This window comes from Actinomadura sp. NAK00032 (assembly GCF_013364275.1).
GTDB lineage: Bacteria > Actinomycetota > Actinomycetes > Streptosporangiales > Streptosporangiaceae > Spirillospora.
The window spans coordinates 2,727,553-2,740,320 of the sequence record NZ_CP054932.1; the positions used below are offsets into that span (position 1 = coordinate 2,727,553).

Here is a 12,768-nt window from a genome sequence, read left to right on the forward strand (position 1 = left end):
CACCGGTCAGGGACGCTCCCACCGCACCGAGCTCAGCGCCAGCAGCGCGACGTGGAACGACACGCAGGACTCCACGTCGTCGAGATCGGCGTCGAGGACCCGCTCGATGCGCCGCAGCCGCTCGTAGAAGGCGGGACGGGACAGATGGGCCTGCTGCGCGGCGACGGCCTTGTTGCGCCCCGATCCGAGGTACAGCTCCAGGATCCGGGTGAGGTCGCTGCCGCGCTGGGCGTCGTACTCCAGCAGCGGCCCCAGCTCGCGCTCGACGAACGTCTGGACGCGGGCGTCGTCGCGGAGCAGGTGCAGCAGGCCGCGCAGGCGCAGGTCGGGGAGGCGGTAGAACGGCCGGGCGCCGGAGCCGCGGGCCGCGACGCCCGCGACCTGCTCGGCCTCCAGGAAGGAGCGGCGCACGTCGGCGATCGTCTCCACCACCGACCCGGCCGCCAGCACCGTGTCCGCGGACCGCCTGCGGACGCCGGCGGCGACCTCGGTGAGCGCCGTCTCCACGTCCGCGCGGGCGGGCAGCGAGGCGAGCACGCCGACGCGGGCGTGCGGGCCGCCCTCGTCCAGCACGCCGACGAGCGCGGCGAGCCGGGCGTCCCGGCAGGCCGCGGCGGCCGTCTCGGCGAGCGCGGACAGCTCCCCGGCCGGCGGCGCGGGCGTGCCGGGGCCGCGGTGCCGGAGCACCACCCCGAGCAGCCGGCGGCCGGACAGCGGGACGCCGAGCGCGCGGGCGCGGGCGGCGGCCTCCTGCGGGTCGGAGTAGGCGTGCGCGAGGATCCGGGCGATGATCGTGCCGTGCGCCTGCCGCTCGACGCTCTCGGCGTGCCGGTCCAGCAGCCGGCCGAGCGCGAGCGTGGTGGCGGCACGCTCGACCAGCACGGTGTCGCGCGGCGACGGCGGCGCGCCGAGGTCGACGATCAGCCGCCCCCAGTCCTCGCCGCGCGCGCCGACCATCGTGACCAGCCAGCCGGACGCCGGGTCGTAGCCGGTGCGGCGGCCGGGCCGGACGGCCCGCGAGCGGGTCTCCCACGCCGACAGCAGCTCGGCCGGGTCGGCGCCGCCGGCGTCGGCGGCGAGCACCTGGTGGGCGAGGTTCTCCAGCACGACCGGGTGCCCGCCGAGCGCGGCGACCTGCCGGACGACCTCCTCGGTGGAGGCGCCCTCCACCGACAGCCGCGTGAAGATCTCGTGCAGCCGCTCGGAGGCGCGCAGCTCGGCGAACTGCTCCCGGACGATCCGCGCGTGCACCGCCTCGGTGATGTCCACGAACGCGGGCTCGTGCGCGAGGACGATCACCGGGAGGCCGTGGTCCTCGGCGGCGGCGGTCAGCGCGGGCGGCAGCACGGTGGCGTAGCGCCGGCCCAGCTCGATCATCAGCCCGCTGACCCCGACCTCGGCGAGGTCGGCGATGTAGGCGCGCAGCCGCTCCGGCTCGTCCGGCAGCGCGATCCCGGTCGTCAGCACCAGCTCGCCGCCGTGCAGCAGGTGCGCGATGTCGGTGACCTCGGCGACGTGCACCCACCGGACGCGGTTGGTCGTGCGGTCCGCGCCCGCGACGACCCGCGGCTGGCCGCGGCGCACCGCGTCGAGCTGGAGGACGTCGTCGACGGTGGGCAGCATCGCCGCATGATATCCGGCACCCTGTCAGCTCGGCCGGGCACATCGTTACAGGTTGTCAGCCACTGGCAGACCGTCAACCGGTCGCGCCCGGACCCGACACTCTGCGGGTGGCCCGGACGGTGCGCGCGGCCGAGACTTGTGCCATGTCGGAACACGCGAACCTGCTCCGGCGCCACAGGGCGGTCATGCCGTCGTGGATGGCGCTCAACTACTCGGACCCCATCGAGATCGTCGGCGGCAAGGGTGCCCGCGTGACCGACGCCGAGGGGAACGGCTACCTCGACTTCTTCACCGGCATCCTGACGAACATGCTCGGCTACGACGTCCCCGAGGTGCGGGACGCGGTGGAGCGGCAGCTCGCCACCGGCGTCGTGCACACCTCCACCGCCTACCTGCTGCGCGGCCAGGTCGAGCTGGCCGAGAAGATCGCCCGGCTGTCCGGCATCCCGGACGCGAAGGTGTTCTTCGCCAACTCCGGGACGGAGGCCAACGAGACGGCGCTGCTGCTGGCCGCCTACGCGCGGCGCGGCGGCCAGGTCCTCGCGATGCGGCAGAGCTACCACGGCCGGTCGTTCGCGGCGGCGGGCGTCACCGGCAACCGGGCCTGGCGGAACCTGTCGTTCTCGCCGCTGGACGTCCACTTCCTGCACGGCGCCGACCGGCACCTCCCGCAGTTCGCCGGCATGTCCGACGCGCAGTACATCGACGCCTGTACGGCGGACCTGCGGCACGTGCTCGCCACCGCGACGGGCGGGGACGTCGCCGCGCTCATCGCCGAGCCGGTCCAGGGCGTCGGCGGCTTCACGATGCCGCCGGACGGCCTGTTCGCCGCCTACAAGAGCGTCTTGGACGAGTACGGGATCCTGTTCATCTCCGACGAGGTGCAGACCGGGTGGGGACGGACGGGCGAGAGCTTCTGGGGCATCGGGAACCACGGCGTCACCCCGGACATGATGACGTTCGCCAAGGGGCTCGGGAACGGCTTCGCGATCGGCGGCGTCGTCGCGCGCGGCGACCTGATGGACGCGCTGCCCGCGCTCGGCATCTCCACGTTCGGCGGCAACCCGGTCTCGACGGCGGCCGCGAACGCGACGCTCGGCTACGTCCTCGACCACGGCCTCCAGGCGAACGCGGCGCGGCAGGGCGCGACGCTCATCGGCGGGCTGCGCCGCGCCGCCGGGCGGCTGCCGGTCGTCCGGGACGTGCGGGGCAAGGGCCTGATGTTCGCGGTCGAGCTGGCCGACCCGCGCACCGGCGAGCCGAGCCCGCCGCTCGCCGCCGCGCTGATGGAGGCGGCCCGCGCGCGGGGCCTGCTGATCGGCAAGGGCGGGCTGTACGGCAACGTGGTGCGCATGGCGCCGCCGATGACCCTGACCGACGCCGAGGCGGCCGAGGGCCTCGGCGTGCTGATCGCGTCCCTGGAAGCCGTCCAAGAGGAAGCCGCGTCATGAGCGACAAGCACGTCACGCACTGGATCGGCGGCAAGCCGTTCGGCGGGGAGGCCGCGCGGCGCGGCGACCTCTACGAGCCCGCGTCGGGACGCCTCGCCGGGACGGTCGACTTCGCCGGGCGGGACGAGGTGGACGCGGCCGTGGCCGCGGCCACGGCGGCGTTCCCCGGCTGGCGCGACGCCTCGCTCTCCCAGCGCGCCCGGGTGCTGTTCCGGTTCCGCGAGCTGGTCGCGGCGCACCGGGACGAGCTGGCCCGGCTGATCTCCGCCGAGCACGGCAAGGTGGTCTCGGACGCGGCCGGCGAGGTGGCCCGCGGGCTGGAGGTCGTCGAGTTCGCCTGCGGCATCCCGCACCTGCTCAAGGGCGGGTTCTCCGAGAACGTCTCGACGCGGGTGGACGCGTACTCGATCCTGCAGCCGCTCGGCGTGGCCGCCGGGATCACCCCGTTCAACTTCCCGGCGATGGTGCCGATGTGGATGTTCCCGGTGGCGATCGCGTGCGGGAACACGTTCGTGCTGAAGCCGTCGGAGAAGGACCCGTCGGCGTCGGTCCGGCTGGCCGAGCTGTGGGCCGAGGCGGGGCTGCCGGACGGGGTGTTCAACGTCGTCCACGGCGACAAGGCCGCGGTGGACGGGCTGCTGCGCCACCCCGACGTGAAGGCGGTCAGCTTCGTCGGCTCGACCCCGATCGCCCGGTCCGTCTACGCCGTGGCGGCGGCGAACGGCAAGCGGGTGCAGGCGCTCGGCGGCGCCAAGAACCACATGCTGGTGCTGCCGGACGCCGACCTCGACCTGGCCGCGGACGCCGCCGTGTCCGCCGGGTTCGGGTCGGCGGGGGAGCGGTGCATGGCGATCTCCGTCGTGGTCGCCGTGGACCCGGTCGGCGACGAGCTGCTGGCCCGGATCAGGGAGCGGGTCGCCGGCCTCAAGGTCGGCCCGGGAGACCATCCGGAGGCGGAGATGGGCCCGCTGGTCACCCGCGCGCACCGCGACAACGTGGCCTCCTACCTGGACTCCGGCGTCGCGCAGGGCGCCGTCCTCGCGATCGACGGGCGCGACCCGGACGTCCTCGGCGGCGCGGGCGACGGGTTCTGGCTCGGGCCGAGCGTCCTCGACCGCGTCACCCCCGAGATGGACGCCTACCGGGACGAGATCTTCGGCCCGGTGCTGGCGGTCGTGCGGGCGGGCTCCTACGACGCGGCGATGGAGCTGATCTCCGCCAACCCGTACGGCAACGGCACCGCGATCTTCACCAACGACGGCGGCGCGGCGCGCCGCTTCCAGAACGAGGTGGAGGTCGGCATGGTCGGCGTGAACGTGCCGATCCCGGTGCCGATGGCGTACTACTCCTTCGGCGGCTGGAAGGACTCGCTGTTCGGCGACAGCCACGCCCACGGCATGGAGGGCGTGCACTTCTACACGCGTACGAAGGCCGTCACCGCGCGGTGGCTCGATCCGTCCCATGGCGGAGTGAACCTCGGTTTCCCCACCAACGGGTGACATATCGGACGTACGGCCGGCCGCCCCCGGGCGCCGGCCGTACGTCCGCGCAGGCCGGCGGCCGTTTGGGAGTTTCCCACCGGCCGCCTTCGCCGTCGTTAATTTCCGCCGCCCGCGGCGGGACGAATAATGCCGACATCCGTTGACGCGCTCTGTGTCCGGCGACACAATCGCACTGTCTCAATTAATTGAGGCGGAATTGAAAGTCAGGGTAGGCAGTCAAGGGAGTCGCGCCATGGCCGCAGGCGACCACGCAGCAGAGGTGGACGCGCTCGGACGGCGATTTCCGGGCTGGACCATTTGGTTCGGCCCGAGCACCGGGCACTGGTGGGCACTGCCGCCCCGCGACCGCGACGTCGGCGACTTCCTGGAGGCCGACACCCCGCAGCGGCTCATCGCACGGATCGAGGTGGTCACCCGGGCCGCGCGAAGGCGGCCGCCGGCCCGCGGGCCGGCTCGCCGGCAGCACGACCAGCAGCACGACCAGCAGCACGACGGCGGCCCTCGGCGGCCGTCCCGCGACCCCCGGCAGGACGTGCGGCGTCCCTCGAACCTCCTCCGTCTCGAGGGCGTCACACCGCCGCACTCCGGCCGGGTACCGGTGATCGCGTGGCCGGGCAGCACCGCACGGTGATCCGCTGTTCCCCACCCTCGCCGCGCACGCCGGTGCCGCCGCGGTCCCGGTCCGGACGGCAGCCCGCGCCATACCCCTCTCCGGCAACCTCCGTGTATGGCGCGGACGCCAGCACCCGCCGTCCGCCGGGGCCCCGGCGGTTTCACCGTTAAGGGCCCGTCCGGAATTCCGCACATAATGGTGCGGCAATGGTCAGGTATTTCTTACCTCCAAGAAACGTCCGGACCGAACGTCCGAGTCGCGATCTTCGGTAATTGCCCGCCGCGGCGGCGCGCACCGGCGGAAATTCCGGCGCGGACCGGCGATCGGATCGTGCGGGGCCGCCGGGACCGGACGGAATGGCGGTGCGGCCGGTCCGGTGGCGCCCGCGCGCGGCGGGTGCGGGCCGTCCCGCCGGGCCGGAGGCGCTACGCTGCGCCGATGGGCCTCACGAGGGGGAGGGCCCTGGGCACGGATCGGGAGCGACATGCGGCGGACGGCCACGGCACGGGTCACGGCGGCACGGGCGAGGGTGGCACGGGTCCGGGCGGCCCGCACGAAGGTCGCGGTGGCCCTGCTCGGCACCGCCGCCGTCGCCGCCGCGGGCCTCGCGGGCTGCAGCGGCGACGGGCCGAAGGAGCCGGTCGGCGCCGCCAAGGTGGCCAGCACCCTGGGGCCGGGCGAGGGCATGCTCAACCTCGTCACGCTGCCCGGCTCCATCGAGAGCGGCCGGACCGACCCGCGCGTCGACTGGGTCACCCCGTTCCAGGAGCGCACCGGCTGCAAGGTCGGCCTGAAGGTCGCCGCCACGCCCGAGGAGATGGCCGGGCTCATGCGCGACAAGGACCGCCGCTACGACGGCGTCGCGGCGCCGCCGGAGGTCGCCGGCCAGTTGATCGCCGAGAACCAGGTCGCCCCCGTCAACACCGACCTGGTGGACGGCTACAAGAAGCTGGAACCGAAGCTGCGCGGGCTGCTGGAGCGGGACGGCAAGCACTACGGCATCCCGTACGTGTGGGGCTCCAACCTGCTCATGTACGACACCCGGACCGTCCCGCCGCCGGCGAGCTGGGCCGCCGTCTTCGACCCCGGCCAGGCCCGCCGCTACTCCGGCAAGATCGTCATGCGCGACAGCCCGCTCGCCATCGCCGAGGCCGCGCTCTACCTCAAGGGCGCCGAGCGCAAGCTGAAGATCCGCGATCCCTACTCGCTGACGCCCAAGCAGCTCGCCGCCGCCGGCCGGGTGCTGGCGAAGCAGCGCCCGCACGTCGGGGAGTACTGGGAGATCCCCGCCGACGCGGTGAGCGCGTTCGCGGGCGGGCGCGCGGTGCTGGGCCAGGCGTGGCCCTACCAGGTGGACGTGCTGAACCGCGCCGGGCGGCCCGTCCGGGGCGTCATCCCGGCCGAGGGCGTGACCGGCTGGATGGACGCCTGGATGATCGGCGCCCGCGTCCAGCACCCGAACTGCATGTACCAGTGGCTGCAGTGGACGGCGTCGCCGGACGTGCAGCAGCAGGTCGCCGAGTGGACCGGCGTCGCCCCCGCCAACCCGCAGGCGTGCTCGGGCGACCGGCTCAGGTCCGGCTTCTGCGCGGCCTACCACGTCGGCGACCGCGACTACCTGGACGACATCCTCTTCGCGCACGCGCCGTCGAAGGCGTGCGGCGGCGAGTCGGAGAAGAACGACTGCACGGACTACGCGCAGTGGCGCCGGACCTGGATCGAGGCGACGCGGCCGCAGGCCGCCGAACCGCAGGCCAAGCCCTAGGCCGGCCCGCGGTCCGCGGTGCTAGGGGTCTCCCCGGCGCGTCCGGCCGCCCCCAGCCGGACGCGCCTGCGGGGTGGTCCCGGACTTCCCCCCGAACGCCCGGGTCACCCTTCTCCCTGGAGAGACCTCCACGACGACGGACGCGAGGCCCGCCGCCCGCGCCGGCGCCGGCTCCCCGACCGGCCGTCCGGCGTCCGTGCGCGGCTCCCGTGGGCCCCGCCGCGGGCGGGGTGCCGGCGGGGCGGGTGCGCAGTCATCGCACGCGAACACCCCGGTCGAGTCCGGCAGGCGGCCGACGCGGACGCGCGGCCGGGGCCATCTCTTGCGGCAGACGACGCAGGCGTCGCCCAGGAGCTGGGCTGCGGTCAGCCCGTCCGGGTCGATCGTCGGCTCGCCTGTCTGGCCCATGTCCCATCCCCCTGGAGGGAGTCGCCTTCACGTGCCTTCCTTTATAGGCCGGGACGAGTGTTGCCACTGTTACCGAACGTGAAAAGAGCGGCAAAGCCTACCCGGGCCCGCCCGTGTCGCCCGCCCGCCGGAGATCGGACGGGCTATGCGCGCCGAGGGACGGCCGCGAGCCGCCCGATCGGGGGCTTTGCAGACCAGGCCTATGCGCGCACCGGTCGGGCGCTTTGTTGTTGGTTGGCGGTCTTGTGAGTACAAAGGAGACATGTCGGCACGGAACGGCGCAGCTTCGCCCGTCCGGCCGCGCGGGCCCGGTACCGCACGGGAGCGTGCGGGGACGCGCACCGCCATGCGCGATTCCATTCTCGGCACCGCCGCGCTCGCCGCCCCGCCGGTGGCCGCCGTGCTGCGCCTTCTCGGCACCGGCCGCAAGCGCGTGCTGGTGGGCGTCATGGGCCCGCTCGCCGGCTGCGCGGCCGTGCTGGCCGTGGCAGGCGCCCGCCGCGCCGCCGCGCGTGCGCTGCGCCCGGTGCGGCGGCTCCACCGGGAGCTGGCCGACCTCCCCGCCACCGAGCCGGGCGGCCGCGTCGCGGTGCCCGCCACCGGCGGCGACGTCGCACGGCTGGCCGGCCGGATCAACATGCTGCTCGACCGGCTGGAGACCTCGGCCGCGCAGCGGCGCGCCTTCATCGCCGACGCCTCGCACGAGCTGCGCACCCCGCTCGCGGGCCTGCGGACCAGCGTCGAGCTGGCGCTGGGGGACCCGGAGGACGCCGAGGTCCGCGACATGCTGCAGCACGCCCTGGACGACGTCGACCGGCTGCACCGCATCGTCGAGGACCTCTTCGTCCTCGCCCGGCTCGACTCCGGCGACCTGCCCGCGCGGGAGCGCCTGGACCTCGGCGTGCTGGTGGAGCGGCTGGTCGCCCGGCGGTCCCCGGCCGTGCCGGTGACCGTCAAGGCGGAGCCGGGCATCGAGGTGATGGGCAACCGGTCGCGGCTCGACCGCGCCCTCGGCAACCTGCTCACCAACGCCGAGCGGTACGCCGCCGGGCGGATCGAGGTGGTGGCCCGCGCCGTCGGCGAGGAGGCGGTCGTCGAGGTGCACGACGACGGCCCCGGCATCCCGCTCGACGACCGCGACCGGGTCTTCGAGCGCTTCGCCCGGCTCGACGCGGCGCGCAGCCGGGACAAGGGCGGCAGCGGCCTCGGGCTCCCGATCGCGCGGCAGATCGCCGTCGCCCACGGCGGCGGCCTGTACGTCGCCGACGGCGCCTACGGCGCCCGCCTCGTCCTCCGGCTGCCGCTCGCCCGCTGATCGGGGCGGAGACGGTCGCAGCCCGGCGGAAGGCGACCCCCGGCGCGCCGCGCCTACGGCGCGGGGGAGACCTGAGCGGGCCGGTGCCGGAGAATGGAGCGGTGATGTCTCCCTCAAGCACCGGCACCTCAAGCACCGGCACCTCCGGCGGCGCGGCCGCCCGCGAGGTCGTCGTCCTCGGCTCCACCGGTTCGATCGGCACCCAGGCGCTGGACGTGGTCCGCCGCAATCCCGGCAGGTTCCGGGTGACCGGGCTCGCGGCCGGCGGCGGGCGGGTGGAGCTGCTCGCCGCCCAGGCGCTGGAGTTCCGGCCCGAGATCGTCGCGGTCGCCCGCGCGTCCGCCGCCCAGGACCTGCAGCTCGCGTTCTACGCCGAGGCCAAGCGGCGCGGCTACGCCTCCGGCGACTTCGCCATCCCGAAGATCGTCGCGGGGCCGGACGCGGTCGCCGAGGTCGCCGCCTGGCGGTGCGAGGTGGTGCTGAACGGGGTGACCGGCGCGCTCGGCCTCGCCTCGACGCTCGCCGCGCTGGACGCCGGCCGGACGCTCGCCCTCGCCAACAAGGAGTCGCTCATCATGGGCGGCCCGCTGGTCAAGGAGCGGGCGCGGCCGGGGCAGATCGTCCCGGTCGACTCCGAGCACTCGGCGCTCGCCCAGTGCCTGCGCGGCGGGCGCGCGGACGAGGTGCGGCGGCTCGTGCTGACCGCGAGCGGCGGCCCCTTCCGCGGCCGGAGCCGCGCCGAGCTCGGCGACGTCACGCCCGAGCAGGCGCTGAACCACCCGACGTGGAACATGGGCCCCGTCGTCACCATCAACTCCGCGACCCTGATCAACAAGGGGCTGGAGGTCATCGAGGCGCACCTGCTGTTCGACGTCCCGATGGACCGGATCGAGGTCATGGTCCACCCGCAGTCGGTCATCCACTCGATGGTCGAGTTCACCGACGGCGCGACGCTCGCGCAGGCGAGCCCGCCCGACATGCGGCTGCCGATCGCGCTCGGCATCGACTGGCCGGGCCGCGTCCCGGACGCCGCGCCCGGCCTCGACTGGACGGCGGCGCACACCTGGGAGCTGTTCCCGCTCGACGACGAGGCGTTCCCCTCCGTCGCGCTGGCGCGGCACGCCGGTGAGCTGGGCGGGACCGTGCCGGCCGTTTACAACGCCGCGAACGAGGAATGTGTGGACGCGTTCCGCGCGGGACGGCTCCCGTTCCTCGGGATAGTCGACACCGTCGCGCGGGTAGTGCAGGAGCACGGTTCGGGCACGCCCGGGGACCTCACGCTGGACGACGTCCTCGCGGCCGACGGGTGGGCCCGCGCCAGGAGCAGGGAACTGACCGGAACCGACTGACCCGGGGACCCCGGGCACGAGCCCGAGGGGACCCGGATGGCCTTCTTCCTCGGCGCGGCGGCGTTCGTCGTCGCGCTGCTGGCATCGGTGATGCTCCACGAGGGCGGGCACCTGCTCACCGCCAAGCGGTTCGGGATGAAGGCCACCCAGTACTTCGTCGGCTTCGGGCCGACGCTGTGGTCCACCCGCCGCGGCGAGACCGAGTACGGGGTGAAGGCGATCCCGCTCGGCGGCTTCGTCAAGATCGTCGGCTACACGCCGCTGGAGGAGATCGACGCCGCCGACCGGGACCGCGCGTTCTACCGGCAGCCCGCCGGGCGGCGCGCGGTCGTCATCGGGGCGGGCGTCGTCGCCAACTTCGTGTTCGCGTTCGTGCTGCTGATGGCGATGGCCATGACGATCGGCGAGCCGCGCCCCGGCACGGTGACCAGCACGGTCGACGAGGTCACCTCCTGCGTCCCGGCCACGATGCGCGGCGGCTGCGGCGACGGCCGGCCGCCCTCGCCGGCGGAGCGGGCCGGGCTGCGGGCGGGGGACAAGGTCGTCGCGTTCAACGGCGCGCCGGTCTCCGACTGGGACGACCTCACCGCGGCGATCGGGAAGGCAAGGCCGGGGGAGACGGTGAAGGTGACCGTCCAGCGGCCGGGCGCGAGCGGGCCGGTGACGCTGCCGGTCACGCTCGCCGACGTGGGCGGCGAGCCGTTCGTCGGCGTCTCCGCGAAGATCGCGGGCGGCGGGTACGACCGGGCCGGGCCGGTGGACGCGGCGGTGTTCGCCGGGCGCGGCATCGGCCGGACGGTCGAGGGCATCGGCAAGGTCGCGGCGGACCTGCCGAGCGCGATCCCGCGGCTGTTCTCGCCGGAGCGGGAGAGCTCGCCCGGCGGCCAGGTCGGCAGCGTGGTCGGCGCGACCGAGGTGTCGGGCCAGATCTTCTCCTCCGACGACACGGCCCGCGACAAGGTCGCGCTGTTCCTGTCGCTGGTCGTCTCGGTGAACATCTTCCTCGGCGCGCTGAACGTCCTGCCGCTGCTGCCGCTGGACGGCGGGCACCTCGCCGTCGTCGCCTACGAGCGGGCCCGGGCGGGCGTCAACCGCGTCCGCGGACGGCCCGACCCGGGCACGGTCGACATGACCCGGCTGCTGCCGCTGACGTATCTGGCGGTGCTGCTGCTGGTGGGGTTCGGGGTGCTGCTGATCCTCGCCGACCTGGTCAACCCGCTCCGGCTACCGGAGTGACACGCGATGTTCACGAAGAGTGGCCGGATGGGCACACTCTTCGATACCGGGCGGCGTCATGTCCGCCGCCCGGGGCGCTTAGGCTTTGTACGGGGCCGCAAGTCAGAGGAGAGGGATGAGCGTTTCACTGGGAATGCCTAATGTCCGCGGCGAGGGCGACGGGCCTGGGGCGCAGGGTCCGAGCACGCCCCGCCGCAAGTCCCGGCAGATCATGGTCGGGAGCGTTCCGGTCGGGGGCGACGCGCCGGTGTCGGTGCAGTCCATGACCACCACCCTCACCGCCGACGTGAACGCCACGCTCCAGCAGATCGCGGAGCTGACCGCGTCCGGGTGCCAGATCGTGCGGGTCGCGGTGCCGTCGCAGGACGACGCCGACGCGCTGCCGGCGATCGCCCGCAAGTCGCCGATCCCCGTCATCGCCGACATCCACTTCCAGCCCAAGTACGTGTTCGCCGCGATCGACGCGGGCTGCGCGGCCGTCCGGGTGAACCCGGGCAACATCAAGAAGTTCGACGACAAGGTCGGCGAGATCGCGCGCGCCGCCGCGGACGCGGGCGTGCCGATCCGGATCGGCGTGAACGCCGGCTCGCTCGACAAGCGGCTGCTGGAGAAGTACGGCAAGGCCACCCCCGAGGCGCTGGTCGAGTCGGCGCTGTGGGAGTGCTCGCTGTTCGAGGAGCACGGTTTCCGCGACATCAAGATCTCGGTCAAGCACAACGACCCGGTCGTGATGATCGACGCCTACCGGCGGCTGGCCGCGGCCTGCGACTACCCGCTGCACCTCGGCGTGACCGAGGCGGGCCCGGCGTTCCAGGGCACGATCAAGTCGGCGGTGGCGTTCGGCGCGCTGCTGGCCGAGGGGATCGGCGACACGATCCGGGTGTCGCTGTCGGCGCCGCCGGTCGAGGAGGTCAAGGTCGGCACGGCGATCCTGGAGTCGCTCGGGCTGCGGCAGCGCGGCCTGGAGATCGTGTCGTGCCCGTCCTGCGGGCGCGCGCAGGTGGACGTCTACACCCTCGCCGAGCAGGTCACCGCCGGCCTGAAGGACTTCCCCGTCCCGCTGCGCGTCGCGGTGATGGGCTGCGTGGTGAACGGGCCCGGCGAGGCCCGCGAGGCCGACCTCGGCGTCGCGTCCGGCAACGGCAAGGGCCAGATCTTCGTCAAGGGCCAGGTCGTCAAGACCGTCCCCGAGGCGCAGATCGTCGAGACCCTCATCGAGGAGGCCATGCGCATCGCCGACGGCATGGGCATCGAGATCGGCGAGGACGGCTCGGTGACCGGGCCGGGCGCCGAGGTGGTCGTCGGCTGATCCGGCTGGTCGCCGGCCGATCCGGCACGAGCGCGAACTGGGCCCCGGGTGCGAACCCGGGGCCTTTCGCTTGCGCGGAGACGACCGAGGTTGTCACAGAGTTCCGCTGATCTTGTCACGATTCGGCATCCACTCCTGAGGGGCCCTGTCGAGGCTCGCGGCAAAGACGCCAGAATCACCTGTCTTTTACCCGTATG

At 74.1% G+C, this 12,768-nt stretch carries 10 protein-coding genes; 8 read left to right on the forward strand and 2 right to left on the reverse strand.

The window, feature by feature from the left end:
* Positions 1-6: 6 nt before the first annotated feature.
* Entirely contained in the window at positions 7-1,623 is a 1,617-nt protein-coding gene (locus HUT06_RS12795) for a PucR family transcriptional regulator ligand-binding domain-containing protein (protein WP_176195922.1), read from the reverse strand.
* Between the two features lie 143 nt (positions 1,624-1,766).
* Between HUT06_RS12795 and HUT06_RS12800 the strand changes: the two genes are divergently transcribed.
* The 4 genes from HUT06_RS12800 (at position 1,767) to HUT06_RS12815 (ending at position 6,954) form a co-directional block, all read left to right on the forward strand.
* On the forward strand, positions 1,767-3,074 hold the full coding sequence (locus HUT06_RS12800) for an aspartate aminotransferase family protein (RefSeq protein ID WP_176195923.1): 1,308 nt from the start codon (positions 1,767-1,769) through the stop codon (positions 3,072-3,074).
* Complete coding sequence (locus HUT06_RS12805) at positions 3,071-4,573, forward strand: CoA-acylating methylmalonate-semialdehyde dehydrogenase (protein WP_176195924.1); 1,503 nt, start codon at positions 3,071-3,073, stop codon at positions 4,571-4,573. Before HUT06_RS12800 ends, HUT06_RS12805 begins: the two co-directional genes overlap by 4 nt.
* Positions 4,574-4,808: 235 nt before the next feature.
* On the forward strand, positions 4,809-5,207 hold the full coding sequence (locus tag HUT06_RS12810) for a hypothetical protein (protein ID WP_176195925.1): 399 nt from the start codon (positions 4,809-4,811) through the stop codon (positions 5,205-5,207).
* A 511-nt stretch (positions 5,208-5,718) separates the two neighbouring features.
* Positions 5,719-6,954, forward strand: a complete 1,236-nt coding sequence (locus tag HUT06_RS12815) for an ABC transporter substrate-binding protein (protein WP_254715147.1) — start codon at positions 5,719-5,721, stop codon at positions 6,952-6,954.
* A gap of 21 nt (positions 6,955-6,975) precedes the next feature.
* Here the strand turns inward: HUT06_RS12815 and HUT06_RS12820 are convergent, their stop codons facing one another.
* A complete protein-coding gene (locus HUT06_RS12820) occupies positions 6,976-7,362 on the reverse strand; it encodes a hypothetical protein (protein ID WP_176193780.1) in 387 nt (128 codons plus the stop codon).
* Between the two features lie 346 nt (positions 7,363-7,708).
* Between HUT06_RS12820 and HUT06_RS12825 the strand changes: the two genes are divergently transcribed.
* The 4 genes from HUT06_RS12825 to ispG all read left to right on the forward strand — a co-directional run bounded on the left by HUT06_RS12825 (position 7,709) and on the right by ispG (position 12,571).
* Entirely contained in the window at positions 7,709-8,677 is a 969-nt protein-coding gene (locus HUT06_RS12825) for a cell wall metabolism sensor histidine kinase WalK (protein WP_176195927.1), read from the forward strand.
* 104 nt (positions 8,678-8,781) lie between these two features.
* The gene (dxr, locus tag HUT06_RS12830) at positions 8,782-10,026 is read left to right on the forward strand and encodes a 1-deoxy-D-xylulose-5-phosphate reductoisomerase (RefSeq protein ID WP_176195928.1); all 1,245 of its coding nucleotides are present in this window, start codon (positions 8,782-8,784) and stop codon (positions 10,024-10,026) included.
* A 36-nt stretch (positions 10,027-10,062) separates the two neighbouring features.
* Positions 10,063-11,262 (forward strand): RIP metalloprotease, encoded by a 1,200-nt coding sequence (locus HUT06_RS12835; RefSeq protein WP_176195929.1) that lies wholly within the window; start codon positions 10,063-10,065, stop codon positions 11,260-11,262.
* Positions 11,263-11,395: 133 nt separating this feature from the next.
* Complete coding sequence (gene ispG / locus HUT06_RS12840) at positions 11,396-12,571, forward strand: flavodoxin-dependent (E)-4-hydroxy-3-methylbut-2-enyl-diphosphate synthase (protein WP_176195930.1); 1,176 nt, start codon at positions 11,396-11,398, stop codon at positions 12,569-12,571.
* Positions 12,572-12,768: the final 197 nt, after the last annotated feature.